Raw genomic sequence first — 17,347 nt, 5'->3', positions numbered from 1 at the left:
ATTAAAGTTTATCTATGGAGCTTCATTATATTTCCGCCGAGCATCTGTCGATTGCACGTGTCCGCGAAATCGTCGAAAAGCATCTGCATCTCGCGCTTTCCGACGACGCACGCCGGCGCATCGTCCGCTGCCGCGAGTACCTCGACCGCAAGATGGAGAACCCCGAGCGGCCGATCTACGGCATTACCACGGGGTTCGGTTCGCTGTGCAACATTTCGGTGGGGCGTGACGACCTGGCCGCTCTGCAAAAGAACCTCGTCATGTCGCATGCCTGCGGCATAGGCGAGCGGGTGCCCGCCGTGGTCGTGCGGTTGATCCTGCTGCTGAAAATCCAGTCGCTCGCCTATGGCCATTCGGGCGTGCAGTTGGCTACGGTCGAGCGTCTTATCGACTTCTTCAACAACGACATACTGCCCGTCATCTACCAGCAGGGGTCGCTCGGCGCTTCGGGCGATCTGGCGCCGCTGGCCCACATGAGCCTGCCGCTCCTGGGACTCGGCGAAGTGGAGTACAAGGGGGAGGTGCGCGATGCTGCCGGGGTATTGTCCGAAATGGGGTGGCAGCCCATCGAGTTGCAGTCCAAGGAGGGTTTGGCCTTGCTCAACGGCACGCAGTTCATGAGTGCCTACGGCGTATGGTCGTTGATCGAGGCCCGGAAGTTGAGCGACTGGGCCGATGCGATCGGCGCCTTGTCGCTCGAAGCTTTCGACGGCCGCATCGAGCCGTTTTGCGAGGAGGTGCACGCCGTGCGTCCGCACAAGGGGCAGATCGCCACGGCCCGCAACTTCCGCCGGCTGCTGGAGGGCAGCGAGATGATCGTTCGGCCGAAACAGCACGTGCAGGATCCCTATTCGTTCCGTTGCATTCCGCAAGTGCATGGAGCTTCAAAAGATACGATAGATTATGTAGAGCAGATTCTCACTACCGAAATCAATTCTGCGACCGATAATCCGACCGTCTTCCCCGACGAAGATATGGTGGTCTCGGCCGGCAACTTCCACGGGCAGCCCATCGCGCTGGCCATGGATTTTCTGGCTGTCGCCGTGGCCGAACTGGCCAATATTTCCGAGCGCCGCATCTACAAGCTCATTTCCGGCACGCGCGGCCTGCCCAGTTTCTTGGTGGCCAAACCCGGGTTGAACAGCGGGTTCATGATTCCGCAATATGCCGCGGCGTCGATCGTCAGCCAGAGCAAGGGCCTCTGTATGCCCGCTTCGGTCGATTCGATCCCCTCGTCGCAGGGGCAGGAAGACCACGTGAGCATGGGTTCCAATGCCGCCACCAAACTTTACCGTGTCGTGGACAACACCCGGCGGGTGCTGGCCGTCGAGTTGTTCAACGCCGCCCAGGCGTTCGAGTTCCGCCGTCCGCTGCGGACTTCGCCCGTGTTGGAGGGTTTGTTGGCCGCCTATCGGCAGCATGTGCCGTTCATCGAGGACGACACCGTGATGTATCCCCATATCGAATCGTCGGTCGAATTCCTGCGCCATGAAACTGCTTGTTAGGAACATCGGCCGCATCGTCGGCATCCAGCCTGCCGGACGTCTGCGCGTGTGCGGCGGGGAGATGGGGCGGTTGGAGACGCTCGGCGATGCCTGGCTGTTGGCCGACGAAGGACGCATCGCGGCGTTCGGCCGCATGTCCGAATGCCCCTCGGGCGAGGGCGCGCAGATCGTCGATGCGTCCGGCGGAATGCTGTTTCCCTCGTTCTGCGACTCCCACACCCACCTGGTCTATGCCGGGAGCCGCGAGCAGGAGTTTCTCGACAAGATCAACGGCTTGAGCTACGAGGAGATCGCCCGCCGCGGAGGCGGCATTCTCAATTCGGCCGACCGGCTGCACGACACCTCCGAGGACGAACTCTACCGCCAGGCCATGGCGCGCGTACACGAAATCATCCGCATGGGTACCGGTTGCGTGGAGATCAAAAGCGGTTACGGTCTTTCGACCGACGACGAGCTGAAGATGTTGCGCGTCATCTGCCGCATCCGCGAAACGGCTCCGTTGACCGTGCGCGCTACGTTTCTGGGAGCGCATGCCGTTGCCCGGGCTTATGCTGGCCGCCAGGCGGAGTATGTCGATTTGGTTTGCAACGAAATGTTGCCTGCCGTGGCTCGCGAGGGGTCGGCCGATTTCGTCGATGTCTTTTGCGACGAGGGCTTCTTCACGGTCGGCGAAACGGCCCGCATCATCGAGGCGGGCAGCCGGTTCGGCCTGCGTGCCAAGATCCATGCCAACGAGTTGGCCGTTTCGGGCGGCGTGCAGGTCGGCGTGGCTCACGGGGCCTTGTCGGTCGACCACCTCGAACGCATGGGCGCCGAGGAGATCGAGGTTTTGCGCGGCACGGCCACCATGCCCACTCTTTTGCCCGGGGCGGCGTTCTTTCTGGGCATGAGTTATCCTCCGGCTCGCGAGATGATCCGCGCGGGGTTGGGCGTCGCCCTGGCGTCGGACTACAACCCCGGATCGTCGCCCTCGGGCAACATGCGCATGGTCGTTTCGCTGGCTTCCATTCGCATGAAGATGACGCCCGCCGAGGCGATCAACGCCGCGACCTTGAACGGCGCCTATGCGATGGACTTGAGCCGGGATCACGGTTCGATTACTCTCGGCAAAGCGGCCGATTTCTTCCTTACCGACCCGATGCCGTCGGTCGAGTTCTTCTCCTATGCCTACCAGACGCCTTTGATCCGGCGGGTGTTCCTGCGCGGCGAGGAGTACCAGGGGTAGATGAAACCAAAGCGGCCCGGACATCTATCCGGGCCGCTGTCATGCTGGGGTCGGCGGGTTTTACTTCGCTGTCGCTGCTGCATATTGTTCGTCGTCGACCGGTTCCAGCCAGGTGTTGCGGTTGTTGTCGGAGTCGACCGTGATCGCCAGATGGGCGAACCAGCTGTCGGGCGCGGCGCCGTGCCAATGGATCGCATCGGCCGGAATTTCCACTATGTCGCCGGGGCGGAGTTCGCGTGCCGGCTTCTCTTTTTCCTGATAGTAGCCGCGCCCGGCTGTTACCACCAAGATTTGACCGGCCGAGTGGCTGTGCCAGTTGTTGCGGCAGCCCGGTTCGAACGTCACGTTCGCGATCGGGCAGCCGAGCGTCGCATCGTGTGTCAGTGGTGCCAGCCAGGCCTGACCGATAAAATAGGCCGAAAATTGTTCGGGGAGTTTCTCTCCTTGCGGGAAGATTTGTTCGAAAGATTGTTTCATCGTTTTTTCGGATTTTTGAGCGCATCCGGCCAGCAGCACTGCCAAGGCCGAAAGCAGAAAGAGTTGTTTCATGCTTCGAGTTTTCACTTTTCGTATGGCAAAATTACCCGCTTCCGGCTTTGTTTTCCGTATACCGATTACGGGTCTTGTTACCATTATTACCGGTGTCGCTTGCAATCGGGTATTTTATCGTTATTTTTGTGTCAAGACATTGAAAATCCATGAATACGATCGAACATTTCGAGCACGTCTTCGAATACAATGAGCTGCTGGGCGTCGAAACCTTGCATCCGCTGGTCAGCGTCATCGACTTGTCGCAGGCCCGCAAAATCCGCCACATGCGCCATACGTTCGGGTTTTACGCGCTTTTTCTCAAGGATGTCAAGTGCGGCAACCTGATCTACGGCCGTCAGTATTACGATTACCAGGAAGGCACTATCGTGAGTATTGCGCCCGGTCAGGTCGCCGGTGTGGAAGACAACGGCGAGGTTTTCCAGCCCAAAGGTTGGGCGCTCGTCTTCCATCCCGAGTTGTTGCGCGGGACGTCGCTCGGACGCAACATCCGCAATTATAGTTTCTTTTCCTACGAGGCCAACGAGGCGTTGCATCTTTCGGAGCAGGAGCGGGGGATCGTTCTCGATTGCCTGCACAAGATCCGCACCGAGACCGAACATACCGTCGACAAACATACCCAGCGGTTGATTGCGGTCAACATCGAATTGTTGTTGGATTATTGCGTGCGTTTCTACGAGCGGCAATTCATCACGCGATGCAATGCCAACAACGATATTCTGGTTCGTTTCGAGGCTTTGCTGGACGAGTATTTTGCTTCGGAACGACCTCAGATCGAAGGGCTGCCATCGGTAAAACTTTGTGCCGACCGGCTGCATCTGTCGGCCAACTATTTTGGCGACCTTATCAAGAAAGAGACCGGCCGCACAGCGCAGGAACATATCCAGTCCAGACTGATCGACATCGCCAAGGAGCGGATTTTCGACACCCGCAAGTCGGTCAGCGAAATCGCCTACGAAATGGGCTTCCGCTATCCCCAGCATTTCACGCGGCTGTTCAAGAAAGTTACCGGATTGACTCCCAAGGAATACCGAATGCCCAACTAACCGAGACCGTTACTCCTTGCATAAACACCGCCCTGCCGCAAAAATGCGGCAGGGCGGCTTATTCATAGGGGCGATATGGAGATATCAAGGGCCGTTTTACCCCGTTTTGATGGGGCGGCGCTCGTTAATTAGTGCCCTGTTCCGTCGGTTTCGGTAGTCCGACGGCTTGCACTTTCTGCTGTTTTTTCGGTTTCGTATATCGTCCGCTACGCTTCCGGCTGGTCGAATTTCTGGGCTACCTGCCGCAGGTGTTCAACGATCGGCAGGTGCTGCGGGCAGCTCTTTTCGCACTTGCGGCAGGCTATGCAGTCCGACGCCCGGCCATGATTCTGCGTCAGATTGGCATAGTAGACGCTTTGCACCAGAAATCCCTTGTTCAGCGACTGCGTCACGTTGTTGTAAAGTGCAAAATATTCCGGTATGGCGATTTGTTTCGGGCATCCTTCTACGCAGTAACGGCAGGACGTGCAAGGTATGGCGATCGAGCGGTTGATGATTTCCACCGCTTTTTCGACGGCTGCACGCTCTTCCGCATTCAGCGGCTCGAAATGCTTCATGTAGGAGGTGTTGTCGTCCAGTTGTTCTTGCGACGACATGCCGCTCAACACCATCATCACGCCGTCGAGACTCGCGGCATAGCGGATGGCCCACGATGCCGGCGAAAGTTCGGGCCGGAGCGTGCGGAACATCCGTTCGGCTTCTTCGGGCAGTTGCGCCAGCGTGCCGCCCTTGATCGGTTCCATCACGATTACCGGTTTGCCGTGGCGGCGTGCCGTTTCGTAGCATTTGCGTGATTGGATGCTCTCGTTGTCCCAGTCCATATAGTTGATTTGCAGCTGCACGAATTCCGTCTCGGGATGGGCAGTCAGGATTTCGTCCAGCAGTTCCGCTTTGTCATGGAACGAGAATCCGATGCGGCGGATTTTGCCCTCGGCTTTCATGCGGGCTGCGAATCCGAAACTGTCGAATCGTTCGACCGTGCGGTAGTTCGACACATTGAGGTTGTGGAGCAGGTAGTAGTCGAAATACTCCACGCCGCATTTTTCCAGTTGTTCCGCGAAAATGCGCTCCTGGTCGCCCTCTGCCTTCAGGAACATCGTCGGCAGTTTGGTCGCCAGCGTGTAGGCATTGCGGTCATGGCGTTCGACGAGGGCCTGGCGCATGATCTTCTCACTCTGGAATTCGTGGTACATGTAGGCCGTATCGAAATAGGTGAATCCTCTTTCCAGGAAAGTGTCCACCATCTTTTCGACCTGGGCGATGTCCGCTTTCGCAAAGTCCGACGGATCGGCCAGCGGCAGGCGCATGCAGCCGAATCCTAATTTCTTTTCCGTCATCTTATTTGCGGTTCGAAGGGTTCGTTTTTTCGTCGCGGCGACGTTTCGGTAGGCGTTGCATATCCATGCGGTTGATGACGGCCCAGCCGCCGAAAACCTGCAACAGCATGCCCGGAAGCCCAAGACGGAAATCCTGCGCAGCGGCTTGGAGATCGCCTGTCAGCGCCCATTCGCCCAGCGTGCCGATGCCTTGAGAGGCCAGCACGACACCCGCCAGCAATAGCAGCGACGCGCGGCGGTAATGGGCGGCAGCCCAACCCGCTGCGAGGGCCAGGACGACCGACTTCAGCAGGATGGCCGGAAGCATCGCGGCTACCGGCATGCCGAACAGCAGCGAGTTGGCCAGTGGCGATGCTACGGCGGTAAGCAGTCCCGTCCGCCAGCCGTATTTGTAGGCTGCTACGAGCGTGAAAAAGTAGATCGGCAGCCAGGTCGGGCCGCCCGCGTGCACCATGTGGCAGAGTTGCGGCAGGGCGATGTTGCCCAGCACGAAAAGCGCCGCCGCCAGATAGGTTTTGGTTTCGCTGAATTCCAGCGTACGGAATTTTGCAGTCAATATTTGCATTCGGTTTCCAATTTATTAAGTTGTGCTATGTGTAATCTGTATCAGAACTTCAAGTCGATGCCGCCCATTACCGTGGCTTTGGGCATGGGGTAGCCTGCATTGATTTCGTAGCGTTGTGCCAGCAGGTTTTCGCCTTTTACAAAAATATCCATAATCCGGCAGACCCGGAAACTTCCGCGCAGATTCCACAGCACGAAATTTTCTTGTTCGTATCGTCCGTTGCCGGCGACTTTCACTTCGGTGTAGAGTCCGTCGACATATTGCATGCCGGTCGATACGTTCCAGCGGCCTTTTGCGAACGCAGCTCCGACATGGAGCTTGTGTTCGGGCGACGCTATTACCGGATAGGCCATGTGCAGATAGCTGTAATTGGCGTCGAGCAGCCACGCGGGGGATATTCGCCAGGCGATCTGTGCCTCGGCGCCGGCATTCTCCACGCGGCCCGTGTTGATGTTTTTCGGGCGTCCGTTCACGGGCACCCGCATGATGAGATTTTCGCCGTCGATATAAAACACGTTGATGCCGTAGGATATACGCCCGTTGCACAAGCGTTGCGAGTAGGCGATTTCGTAGCTCCACAGCCGTTCGGGTTTCAGATCGGGATTCTGGGGCGGAAACATGTACATTTCGCGGATGGTGGGGTAGCGGAATCCCTTGCTTGCCGAGAGTTTGATTTCGGCATCGGCCGAGGGCAGCAGCGAGATGCCTGCCTGCGGCACCCACTCTGTGCCTACGTGCGAGTGGTGGTCGATGCGCACCCCGGCATCGAGCGTTATCCAGCCGGCGATCGTCTGGCGGAAGTCCGCATAGGCCGCCACCTCGTGCAGGGTCTTGTCGGCCAGCATCGTGCGCGCCGAGCCGTCGAGCGGCTGGTTCCAGGCCCGGCCGCCGAAGCGGAACCAGTCCAGCCCCACGGTCAGCCGGTTGCCTTCGAAAAGCCGGGCGCTCTGGTACCACGAGATGCCCAGCATCTCGTCGCGCGAGTGGAAGCGGTAGTCGAGCGGTGCCTGACCGGGCGAATAACCATCGTTGATCTTGTGGCGGCCCCAGTTGTAGAAGAAGCTCAGGGTGCCCGAGGTCTTGTCGTATTCGTTCCGGATGGCCGCCGAGGTCATGCCGCGCGTGACATGCGTGTCGTTGTCGAATATCGGATCGGTCACGCTGCCCGGGTTCGAGGCGTTGAAGTGCGTGAGGTTGACGTCGGCTTCGACCTGCCAGGCCGCCGCGATTTGATAGCCTATCTTGGCGTAGCCGCCGTATTGCCCGAAGCCCATGCGGGGACGGTGGCCGTCGGTGCGGTTGTACGATCCTGTCACAACGCTTGTGAAACGCCCAGCCTTTACACGGTTCGTGGCCTCGGTCTGAAGCGTGTTGTAGGAGCCGTAGCCGATGTTGACGCCCGTATTTACCCCTTCGTCGCGCATCTTGCGGGTCACGATGTTGATGACTCCGCCCATGGCATTGGATCCGTAGAGCACCGAGGCCGGGCCGCGCAGCACTTCGACCCGCTCGGTCAGCATCGACTGGCAGGCGTCGGCGATCGGGTGGCCCATGAGTCCCATGTATTGGGGATGACCGTCGATGAGCACCAGCAGCCCCGTGGTCGGCATTCCCGATTGCGGGGCGCCGCCTATGCCGCGCAGCGACATTTGGCCTGCCGCGCCCGTCGATACGCTGTATCCCATCAGGCCGCGGCCCGTGGCGAAAAGCCCCGGCACCTGCTCTGTCAGCAGCGGCAGCAGCGATTGTTCGTGGCTCTGTTCGATGCGGCGGCGGTCGATCGTCGAGACGGTCATCGGCAAGTGCCGGACGTCGATCCGGTGGCGCGAACCCGTTACCACCACGCTGTCGATCGGGTGGGTGGCCGGCATCTGTTCTTCGGCTGGCTGCACGGCTTGTGCCGGCAGGGCGAGCAGCAAGGTTGCGATAGAAAGTAGTCGTTTCATAGTCGATTGCTTGTTCGATGTGCTTGGGAGTGGGATCAGCAGCGTTCGATGAATTCGCGGATCGGTTCCAGGCACTCTTCGGCCGTGCGGCAGTCGCGGCAGAGCGTCTCCACGGGACACAGCCCCGTGTGCGAGCGGTTGATGATATGCGGCACTTCCTGGGTATGCACCACCCGGACGCCTCGTGCGGTAAAAAGTTCGAGAGCCGGTGTGCTGATCACGTCGGCATATACCTCGCGCACGCCGCCTGCGATCATCAGCGCTGCCGCACCCTTGCCCACCACCTTGTCGGCCACGAAAGCGCCGTCGAGCAGGGCCGGCTCCTCGTTGAGCAGGCGATAGAGGTCTTTGACACCCCGTTCATGGAACAAGCGCGTCTGCGCGCCGTTGCGGATCACGCACGAGCACCCTTCGGCGTGGAGACGGTCGATCAGCCGTTTGCGTTCGGCGTCGGTCAGATAGGCTGCCATGTTATTTGCCGATCTTTTTCAGCCATTTTTCCACTTCGGCAGCCGCGCCCGACACCGCACTGCCGCGCACGGACAGCCCTTCGGTCAGAGCCGACTTCGGGCAGAGTTCCCGAATGTCCGCCGCGCTGCGGCCCATTCGGCTGCCTTCGTGCGTCATGAAGGGCGCCACGGTCTTGCCCGTCAGGTCGCACGAGGCCAGGAAGGCCGCCACGGGCGGTGCGATGGTGCCCCACCAGCAAGGCGATCCGACGAACACCACGTCGTATGCCGATACGTCGGGTATCTTCGTGGCGAGCGCCGGACGATATCCGGCCTCGATCTCTTTTTTGGCTTGGTCCGTTACTTCGTTATAGACTGTCGGATAGGGTTTTTCGGGCACGATTTCAAGCAGGTCGGCATGTGCGGCCCGGGCGATCTGTCCGGCCAGCGTGCGGGTGTTGCCGCTATGCGAAAAATAGACGACCAAGGCTTTTTCAGGAGAGAGGGAGTGCGCACCGGCGCTCTCGCCGGCCGCGACTATGGCCGCAAAAGCCATCAGGAAAGAGAGGGTTTTCATCTTCTGTTCGTTTTTCTGTTTGCATGGCAAAGGTAGCGGACGATCGGCGTCGGCGTCGTATACGCATTACCGGATCGGCTACCATTTTTACCGTTCACTGTCCGAAGTATTCGGCGGCCCGGCGCATCGCAGCGACGATCTCCACGCCGAACGGGCAGCGGCTTTCGCAGGCGCCGCAGGCCACGCATTCCGAGGCGTGGTGCGACAGCGCGCCGTAGTGCTCGCGCACGGTTTCGGGGATCGGGCCTTCGGCGGGACACAGGTTGCGGAATTTATTGACCGATGCGATGTCTATCCCTACGGTGCAGGGAGCACAATGGCCGCAGTACATGCAATGACCGTGCCAGGTAAATTTATCCAGACCCGAAAGAGTTGACGCATAGTCTTTTTCCGCATCCGAAGCCGTGCACCACTCCAGAGCGGCCTGCATCTCCTGCTGCGACCGGCTTCCCACCATCACGGCTGCCACGCCGGGCCGCGACAGCGCATATTCCATACATTGCACGGGGGGCAGCGCACGACCGAACGGCGAGCGTTCGTCGTTCAGCAGGTCGCCGCCGCCGTATACTTTCATCACATCGATCCCCACTCCTTCGCGGGCGCAGAGTTCGTAGAGCCGTTCCCGCTCGGGGTCGATGTTATGCAGCGCCCGGGCATAGCTTTCGTCGGCCCATAGCGCATCGACATCCTCGCCGGCCGGTTGCAGGTCGTAGCACGGGTTGATCGAGAACATCAGTACGTCGATCAGCCCCGTTTCCACAGCCATGCGCGCCACCGCAGGGTTGTGGCTGCTCAGCCCGATGTGCCGGATGCGCCCATCGACCTTGAGCTGCTGTGCATAGCGGATGATTTCGCCGTCGAATACCCGGTGGAAATCTTCTTCCTGATCGACGTAGTGGATCATGCCGATGTCCACATAATCCGTATCCAGTCGCGCCAGCAGGTCTTCGAACGCCGCTTCGGTCTTGGCCAGCTCGCGCGTGCGAAGATACTGGCCGTTCTCCCACACGGAGCAGATGTGGCCCTGGATCACGAACTGCTCGCGACGCCCGGCCAGAGCATGCCCCAGGTTGGAGCGCAGTTCGGGGTCGGAAGCATAAAGATCAATAAAATTGATCCCTGCCTGTTGGGCGTAGTCGATTTCGGCGCGCAGTTTGTCTGAAGCCATCCCGGCGAAACCTTCGCAGCCCAGCGCTATGGCACTTACTTCCAGTCCGGTGCGGCCCTGCGAACGATATTTCATTTTTCCACCGGTTTTTCGTCCAATATGACCAGCTCGTATTCGCGGCTGCCCACGCCGAGTGCCGCCGCATGTTCGACGGTGCGGATGCCGTGGCGCGACTCCATGCGTTCGATCAGGTGCACCTTGCCCGGGTCTTCCGACGCATAGACCAGATCCACGCAGGCCTGATCCAGCGCCACCGGATCAAGCGAAGCCAGAATCCCGATGTCGCCCATCTGCGGGGCTGCCGGATGCGCGTCGCAGTCGCAGTCGACCGAGAGGTTGTTCATTACGTTGATGTAGAGTATCTTGTCGCCGCAATGGTCGGCCACGGCCTTGGCTGCTTCGGCCATCGATTCCAGAAATGCGTCCTGCTCGGGCAGGTTGTTCCATAGGTCGGTCTTGGTTTTGCCGGCAGTGTGTATCCATGCTTTGCCCGCCGACGAGGCGATGCCGATCGAAATGTTTTTCAGTGCACCGCCGAAGCCGCCCATCGCATGGCCCTTGAAATGGGAGAGCACGATCGCAAAATCGTAGGCGAGGAAGTGCGAACCGACGAAATCCTCCTTGAGATGTTTGCCGCCCGTGACCGGCAGGGCCGTTTCGCCGTCGGCATCCATGATGTCCACAGGGGCGATGGCCGTGAATCCGTGGGCCTCGGCTGCTTTCAGATGATCGGCCGTGGCGGCCCGGCCGCCGGCGTAGGCCGTGTTGCATTCGACGATCGTGCCGCCGACTTTCTGTACCAAGCCGCCGATCAGCGCCGGTTTAAGGTAGTGGTTGCCGCCCGGTTCGCCGGTCGAAATCTTCACGGCGACCTTGCCTTCCGCTTTGCGGCCCAGCGCTTCGTAAACAGCGTCGAGGCCTGCCGGCGAGATGTCGCGGGTCATGTAGACGACGGCTCGTTGCGGAGCGCCGTTCGTGCCGGCGCAGCCGGCGATGCCTGCCGTCAGCAGCAGGAGCAGGGTGCTAAAAATACGGATATGTTTCATAATTATAAGGTTGGAATTTTGTTCAACCATGCAAATATATGGCTTTCGATCCGTTATTCCATCCGTTCTTTTTCAGAATCCGTAATATGGGTTGCTTATTCCGGAATCCGTATCTATTGGGTTTCTTCTGCGGCTTCGGCAGCCGATTCGCTGACCTTGCGTCAGCAGAATATCGCGGTAATCGCCGCGTTCGCTTCCAGCAGCGATATGGAGCGTTTGAAACCCGCGTTGCACCGGGGGCTGGACGAGCAGTTGACCGCGGTATCCGCGACCAGGCGGGACGCGATGCCGCACCGCTGCCAGCCGATTTTTCGGCGCCCGACGCCGGCCGCCGCGTCCAGACCAGCCTGGTCGGCCATCCGGTCGAGGGCGGGGTGTTCGACTTCGCACCGGTCATCAACCATTATCTGCAATCCCACCTTTTCGGCGATATTTTCGCCCGGGACAACCTCGATTTTCCGAGCCGCGAGCTGGCAACGATCGGCGCCTTGGCAGCTGTCGAGGGGTTGGAGCCGCAGCTTGTCTCGCATCTGTCGGTTTGCTTGAACGTCGGGTTGACCCCGGCCTAGTTGCAGCATTTCGTCGTCACATTGCAGACGCGGGTAGGCGAGCAGGAAGGCCGCCGGGCCGCCCAGGCCTTGGAAAAGGTCTTGTTCTCCATGCAATAGCCCGGATAACGGAGCATTCGAAAAACTACCCCTGCGGCACGCATGCGCCCAGGGGTAGTTTCGCATTCGGATCGGACGATCACTTGATTATCAGTTCTTCGGCCCGGATTTTCGGCACGTAGTGCACGCCCTCTTCCCGATAGTAGTTGCGGTCGCCCTCTACGCCGATCTCCTCCAGTTCGATTCGTTCGATTCCTTTGCCGACAGCAACGATCAATAGCGGTTCCCACTTCAACCCGAAGGTCTCCGCGATCTTTTGTTTGTCGAACGCTCCGATGCAAATGCCGTTCAATCCCAGTTCGACAGCCCGCAGCAGCATGCTTTGGGCCGAAATCCCCAGGTCGATGTCGACATAGCGGTCTTCCGCGATCGTCGAGCATACGATGATATAAGCGTTGGGTTCCGTGCCCGGCAGAGGCAGGCCGAGGTGCGGCAATGCGCCGCCCAGACGAATGAGGGGCGTTACCTTAGCGGCTTCATCGGCCAGTACCGGACGGAAGCGCAGCGCTTGTTGATTGCGGGCCGAGGGGATGCAGGCGTTCACTGCGATGATGCTGCGGAGCTGATCTTCACGGACGATGAAGCGTGCGTCGTAACCTCGGTAGCTGCGGTTTTTCAGCAGCAGCCGGCTCAACGTGGCAAGAGGTTTCGATTGCGCACGGCCCACGGCCGTGCGCATCCGGTATTCTTCCATCTTTTTCTCCAGATAGTTGTCCGCCATGATTCGAGAAATTTTCGGTTCGTCGGGCGAATTTACGGTAACGTCTTTCGGCTTGTCGCCTGATTGAATGCAACAAAGAAAAAGTCCCGAAAGATTGACTTTCTGGACTCTGATCGAAATTGCCTTCGATTTCCTGCGGTGCGTAGGGGACTCGAACCCCTGACCCCGTGCGTGACAGGCACGTATTCTAACCAGCTGAACTAACGCACCGTTTGCTGATTGCGAATGCAAAGGTAATACAAATTCCGTTAACTCCAAATAATTTTGTTATTTTTTGAAGAAAGAAAATTGGACGCTTCCGTAACTTCTTAATTGCCAGAATGCAGGAATAGAAGAAAAATCGGCCTTTCGGGAGTGTTCGAAAACGAATATGCCGTCCGGGCGCAACAATTCGCCTTCCAGCACCGCGTCGATGATCCGTTCGCTGCCCTCCAGATCGTAGGGAGCGTCCGAGAAAATCACATCGAACTGCTTCGAACAGTTTTTCACATACAAAAACGCATTCGCCTTGACCGCATAGAAGTTTTCCATGCCCAGCCGTTCGGCCGTCCGACGGATGAAACTATGATGCACCGGATTGATCTCTACCGACGTAACGCTCCGGGCGCCGCGTGATGCGAATTCATAGCCGATCGATCCCGTGCCGGCAAACAGATCGAGGACATCGCATTGTTCGAAGTCCACCAGATTGTCCAGTACGTTGAACAGATTTTCCTTGGCGAAATCCGTTGTCGGACGTGCCCGCAGGTTGCGCGGCGGATCGATGATCCGTCCCTTGTATTTGCCGCTTACGATTCGCATGCCACTTGTTTGAAACGCTTGCCGATCAGTTTGCGAAGGAGCGCCGTCTCTTCGCCGGTCAGGTGCAGCTGCATTTCGTCCAGCGGAAAAGTATGGCCGATCCGTTCGATGAAATACAATATGTCCGCTTGGTTGGTCACAGGAATCGCTTCTGCCATGCGCAGCGAACGATCGAACACCTTTATATATAGCACGCCCGCCTTGCGGCAGAGCCAGAGGGTCGGTTCGCCGCTTGTCGGTCCTTCGAGCAGCGGGGTGGTAAACACGATCCGGTCGCCTGCGCGTTCAAGAATCGCCTGCAAAATATGGGTGTCGACTGCCATCACGGCTATCGCTTCCGTTTCCGGCCCCAGCGATCGCGGAGCGCTCCACACCGCTTCCTGGTTTTCCCGGCACGCCAGTCCCGCCGCAGCCAGCAGTTCCGCCGCCGAGGCCGCCTCGAACAGTTCGCGCGGTACAAGCACCGTCTGGGGCGTCAGCACCTCCGCTTCGATGCGTTCCGCCTCCGGCGAAAGCCGTTCGGGCTTCGGAACCGAAAAAGAGTGTCCATCCAACGCTTGCTGAATGGACACCTTGTTCGTTGCGTACAATGCGTTATTCCCAGTTGCCGGCTTCATTGTTGCCTGCTTCCATTGATCCGAACTTCACGCCGGGGTAGCGGTTGAAGTTGTTCACTTCGTCGTCGATCAGATTGATGATGTCTTGACGGTATTCGATCGTGTCCAGGAACATCTTGTAGGGTGCACGGCACTCTACGACGGGGATTACCACTTTCGATTCGGTCGTGATGATGCCGGCCTCCATGATGTACTGGGCCTGGTCGTTCGTCCCGGGAATATAGCGCAGCTGCGCCACTTCGTCTGCGGTCAGCACCTTCGGCGCGAAGATCGTGTCGATCACGGCTACCTTGAACTTCTCCACGTTTTTCTTGCCCGCTTTCTTGAGCTGGGCCATGCCCACCGAGTCGTCTTCGTCGACGATCTTGCGCTCCAGTTCCAGCGTATCGGTCAGAATGAACGCGGTCAGCGAGTCGAAGTCGCTCGTGAAACGTTGGTACTTCGACTTGAACGCGCGCTGTGCCGTACGGATGTCCTTGATGCGTTCGATGACCTGCGATTTGCGGGTTTTCAGTTCGTTGTCAAAACGGATCGGGGTGGAGATCTGGTCGTAGATCACATAGACCAACGCCACGATCACAAGAGCAAGAACGATTTGGATGATTCTTTTCATTTTTTAATTCAAGTATTTGTTGCTAATTTTGTCGAATAATAAAATAATGATGTTCAGCACACGTATTGCGTCCCAAATTTACGCTAAAATTTGTTTCGAAACAACTCCCGGGCAAAAAAAAATTATAGAAAAGTTATCCGAATACCTTGCCGACGAGGATTTTTCGCAGATTTTCGTGCTGAACGGTTACGCCGGAACCGGCAAGACTACGCTCATCGCTGCGTTGGTCGCCGCACTCAAGGATTTGGGCATCAAGACCGTGCTGCTCGCTCCCACAGGCCGCGCCGCCAAGGTGCTGGCCCGTTACTCCCACGAAAAGGCGCTTACCGTCCACAAGCGCATCTACCGCCAGCAGACCAATGCCGACTACGAGTCGAAATACTCGCTCAACATCAATTCCGAGCGCGACGCCGTGTTCATCGTCGACGAGGCGTCGATGCTCTCCGACCGCACGTCCGACGGGGCTTTCTTCGGCAGCGGGTCGTTGTTGCACGATCTGGTCGCCTACGTGCGCAGCGGGCGGGCCTGCCGCTTGATTCTGGTCGGCGACAACGCCCAGTTGCCGCCCGTGGGCAGCGATTGCAGTCCCGCGCTCGATCCGGCGGCCTTGGAATTTCATGGATCGGTGCTCTACAACACCTTGGACGAGGTGGTGCGCCAGCAGGCCGAGTCGGGCATTCTGTTCAACGCTACGTTGGTGCGCTGCATGCTCGAAAACGGCATCCTCGAAATTCCCCGGTTCCGGATGGATTTTCCCGACATCGAGGCCGTCGAAGGCGGAGATTTCCTCGAAAAGTTGCAGGATTGCTATGCCCTCTACGGCCGCGACGAAACCATCGTCATTACCCGTTCGAACAAGCGGGCCAACCGTTATAACGAGGGCATCCGCCGCAACGTGCTTTATGCCGAGGAGGAGATCGAGAGCGGCGACATGCTGATGGTCGTCAAAAACAATTATTTCTTCGCCAGCGATGACGACTGCCCCATGAACTTCATTGCCAACGGCGATGTGGCTCGCTTGCAACGCATCCGGCGTTTCGAGGATTTCTATGGGTTCCGCTTCGCCGACGCCGTGCTGGAATTTCCCGACTACGACGACACAAGCATCGCGTGCAAGGTGTTGCTCGATACGCTCGCTTCCGAGTCGCCGTCGCTCACGCGCGAGGAGTCGCAGCGGCTTTTCTACGAAGTGGAAAAGGACTACGAAGAGATAAAAAGCAAGCTCAAGCGTTTCAAGGAAATTCGTGAAAATCCGCATTTTAACGCTTTGCAAGTAAAGTTTTCCTACGCCATTACCTGCCACAAGGCCCAGGGCGGGCAGTGGAAGGCCGTCTTCATCGATCGCTGTCTCTTCGGCGACGAGCCGATGACGCGCGACATGCTCCGCTGGCTCTATACGGCCCTCACGCGCGCTACGGAAAAACTCTATTTGGTCAATTTCGACGAGCAGTTTTTCGAATAACCGGCCGGCTCTCGCATCGTTCCGCAAGCAGCCAATGCCCATAAAAAAGAGGTCGCCGAACATTCGGCAACCTCTTTCGGCAACCCATGCGAGGCGATTTTACAGCGCCGCAATCTCGAATCCGAGCTTCTGTTTCTCGACGTTCGCGATAAATTCGTCGATCGATTCTTTCGCCCATTGGTTGCAGGTGGCGATTTTCACACCGTCGCCCAGCGCAATCAGCATCTTCCGGTCGGCATAGTAGCGGTCGGCTCTCTTTTTCGCGACCTGTGCTTCGGCAAAGACGCCCAAAGTCCGAATCAATCTCGGCGTCGGGAATATTTTTTCCAGTCGGTCGATGCTTGCCTCCGGATGTTGTTTTACATAGCGTTTGACAATCTCGTGCACCAGCTTGGCTTTGCCGTAGCGTCCTTCGCCGTCGATTTGGTATTTCGTCGTGTCTTTGACGCTCGTTTTAACGATCGGCGTCGAAATGACGACGATCTCGCAGGTGTGCGGATTGCGGAAGCGTTCGAGCATGATGGCCGATATTTGGTCGGTATATCCCTGAATAGTCTGCTGCCGGGGATGTTCTTTCAGCAGATTATTGTTTTTCAAATCCGTTATCGGCATCTCTTTCCGCAGTTCATCGTCGATATACCCGCCGACAAGTACGCCCACGAACTTCACGTTCTCCGGGTCGAGGTCTACCTCCACAGCGTCGCTCTGGTTGATGGCCTCTACTATTTTCTCGCGTTCGGCCAGATAGTCGCACAGCTGGAACAGGGTATCTTTGTCGAGTGCGTGTTTCTTCAGCTCCAAAATCCCGAAGAGATCTTCGCCGTACCGGACGACCATATCGATTCGGCCGCGCGTTTTCCGGTTCGTGCATTTGCCGATGCTCATCTCGCACTCGATGATCTGCGGCTCGCCGTATTTGCGGTCGTCGAGTTTGAGGATGGACGGATTATCCATCAGGTAGGCTTCCATGCCCAGCTCGCTCGGAAAAGGGTACGGCTCCAGCGTTATGTTATTGGAACTCGCCTGCTTGTACATGTTCGGGTTGCTCATAA

General features: G+C 58.2%; 17 protein-coding genes, 1 tRNA gene and 1 pseudogene. 5 read left to right on the top strand and 14 right to left on the bottom strand.

Going from position 1 to position 17,347, the window contains the following annotated elements; translation table 11 throughout:
- Positions 1-14: 14 nt before the first annotated feature.
- Both hutH and hutI read left to right on the top strand, forming a co-directional pair.
- Positions 15-1,505 carry a histidine ammonia-lyase gene (gene hutH, locus QZ298_RS00705; protein WP_296004657.1) on the top strand — a complete coding sequence of 497 codons (1,491 nt, stop codon included), beginning with the start codon at positions 15-17 and terminating at the stop codon, positions 1,503-1,505.
- The gene (gene hutI / locus QZ298_RS00700) at positions 1,489-2,730 is read left to right on the top strand and encodes an imidazolonepropionase (RefSeq protein WP_296004655.1); all 1,242 of its coding nucleotides are present in this window, start codon (positions 1,489-1,491) and stop codon (positions 2,728-2,730) included. Before hutH ends, hutI begins: the two co-directional genes overlap by 17 nt.
- A gap of 69 nt (positions 2,731-2,799) precedes the next feature.
- On the opposite strand, the pseudogene QZ298_RS00695 reads toward hutI, so the two are convergent.
- Positions 2,800-3,279, bottom strand: a pseudogene (locus QZ298_RS00695) (cupin domain-containing protein); the annotation flags it as partial.
- A 149-nt stretch (positions 3,280-3,428) separates the two neighbouring features.
- Between QZ298_RS00695 and QZ298_RS00690 the strand changes: the two are divergent.
- Positions 3,429-4,325 (top strand): helix-turn-helix transcriptional regulator, encoded by an 897-nt coding sequence (locus QZ298_RS00690; protein WP_296004653.1) that lies wholly within the window; start codon positions 3,429-3,431, stop codon positions 4,323-4,325.
- 206 nt (positions 4,326-4,531) lie between these two features.
- Here QZ298_RS00690 and QZ298_RS00685 read toward each other — a convergent pair whose 3' ends face one another.
- The 7 genes from QZ298_RS00685 to QZ298_RS00655 form a co-directional block, all read right to left on the bottom strand.
- Entirely contained in the window at positions 4,532-5,662 is a 1,131-nt protein-coding gene (locus QZ298_RS00685) for an aldo/keto reductase (protein WP_296004651.1), read from the bottom strand.
- A gap of 1 nt (position 5,663) precedes the next feature.
- Positions 5,664-6,227, bottom strand: a complete 564-nt coding sequence (locus QZ298_RS00680; RefSeq protein ID WP_296004649.1) for an ECF transporter S component — start codon at positions 6,225-6,227, stop codon at positions 5,664-5,666.
- A 41-nt stretch (positions 6,228-6,268) separates the two neighbouring features.
- Positions 6,269-8,173, bottom strand: coding sequence for a TonB-dependent receptor (locus QZ298_RS00675; protein ID WP_296004648.1), 1,905 nt, complete (start codon positions 8,171-8,173; stop codon positions 6,269-6,271).
- Positions 8,174-8,208: 35 nt separating this feature from the next.
- The gene (locus QZ298_RS00670) at positions 8,209-8,643 is read right to left on the bottom strand and encodes a DUF1893 domain-containing protein (protein WP_296004647.1); all 435 of its coding nucleotides are present in this window, start codon (positions 8,641-8,643) and stop codon (positions 8,209-8,211) included.
- Position 8,644: 1 nt separating this feature from the next.
- Positions 8,645-9,199: a flavodoxin gene (locus QZ298_RS00665; RefSeq protein ID WP_296004645.1), complete on the bottom strand. Its 555-nt coding sequence runs from the start codon at positions 9,197-9,199 to the stop codon at positions 8,645-8,647.
- Between the two features lie 94 nt (positions 9,200-9,293).
- A complete protein-coding gene (locus tag QZ298_RS00660; protein ID WP_296004642.1) occupies positions 9,294-10,442 on the bottom strand; it encodes an aldo/keto reductase in 1,149 nt (382 codons plus the stop codon).
- Positions 10,439-11,413, bottom strand: a complete 975-nt coding sequence (locus tag QZ298_RS00655; RefSeq protein WP_296004640.1) for a DUF362 domain-containing protein — start codon at positions 11,411-11,413, stop codon at positions 10,439-10,441. The genes QZ298_RS00660 and QZ298_RS00655 overlap by 4 nt, the downstream gene beginning before the upstream one ends.
- A 38-nt stretch (positions 11,414-11,451) precedes the next feature.
- Here QZ298_RS00655 and QZ298_RS00650 point away from each other — a divergent pair, with 38 nt between their 5' ends.
- Entirely contained in the window at positions 11,452-11,982 is a 531-nt protein-coding gene (locus tag QZ298_RS00650; protein WP_296004637.1) for a hypothetical protein, read from the top strand.
- A gap of 178 nt (positions 11,983-12,160) precedes the next feature.
- Here the strand turns inward: QZ298_RS00650 and QZ298_RS00645 are convergent, their stop codons facing one another.
- The 5 genes from QZ298_RS00645 to QZ298_RS00625 form a co-directional block, all read right to left on the bottom strand.
- Entirely contained in the window at positions 12,161-12,802 is a 642-nt protein-coding gene (locus tag QZ298_RS00645) for a nitroreductase family protein (protein WP_296004635.1), read from the bottom strand.
- 136 nt (positions 12,803-12,938) lie between these two features.
- A tRNA-Asp gene (locus QZ298_RS00640) sits at positions 12,939-13,012 on the bottom strand.
- A 57-nt stretch (positions 13,013-13,069) separates the two neighbouring features.
- Entirely contained in the window at positions 13,070-13,603 is a 534-nt protein-coding gene (locus QZ298_RS00635; protein ID WP_296004633.1) for an RsmD family RNA methyltransferase, read from the bottom strand.
- Entirely contained in the window at positions 13,591-14,175 is a 585-nt protein-coding gene (locus QZ298_RS00630) for a hypothetical protein (protein ID WP_296004631.1), read from the bottom strand. The genes QZ298_RS00635 and QZ298_RS00630 overlap by 13 nt, the downstream gene beginning before the upstream one ends.
- Before the next feature lie 22 nt (positions 14,176-14,197).
- Complete coding sequence (locus QZ298_RS00625) at positions 14,198-14,833, bottom strand: hypothetical protein (protein WP_296004629.1); 636 nt, start codon at positions 14,831-14,833, stop codon at positions 14,198-14,200.
- Between the two features lie 49 nt (positions 14,834-14,882).
- Here QZ298_RS00625 and QZ298_RS00620 point away from each other — a divergent pair, with 49 nt between their 5' ends.
- Positions 14,883-16,295, top strand: coding sequence for an AAA family ATPase (locus tag QZ298_RS00620; RefSeq protein ID WP_296005125.1), 1,413 nt, complete (start codon positions 14,883-14,885; stop codon positions 16,293-16,295).
- A 99-nt stretch (positions 16,296-16,394) separates the two neighbouring features.
- Here the strand turns inward: QZ298_RS00620 and QZ298_RS00615 are convergent, their stop codons facing one another.
- The gene (locus QZ298_RS00615) at positions 16,395-17,345 is read right to left on the bottom strand and encodes a hypothetical protein (RefSeq protein WP_296004627.1); all 951 of its coding nucleotides are present in this window, start codon (positions 17,343-17,345) and stop codon (positions 16,395-16,397) included.
- Positions 17,346-17,347: the final 2 nt, after the last annotated feature.

It is taken from the genome of uncultured Alistipes sp., assembly GCF_910580175.1.
Classification (GTDB): Bacteria; Bacteroidota; Bacteroidia; order Bacteroidales; family Rikenellaceae; genus Alistipes.
The sequence above is the reverse complement of the archived record's forward strand: the minus strand, read 5'-3'. Positions and strand labels throughout refer to the sequence as shown.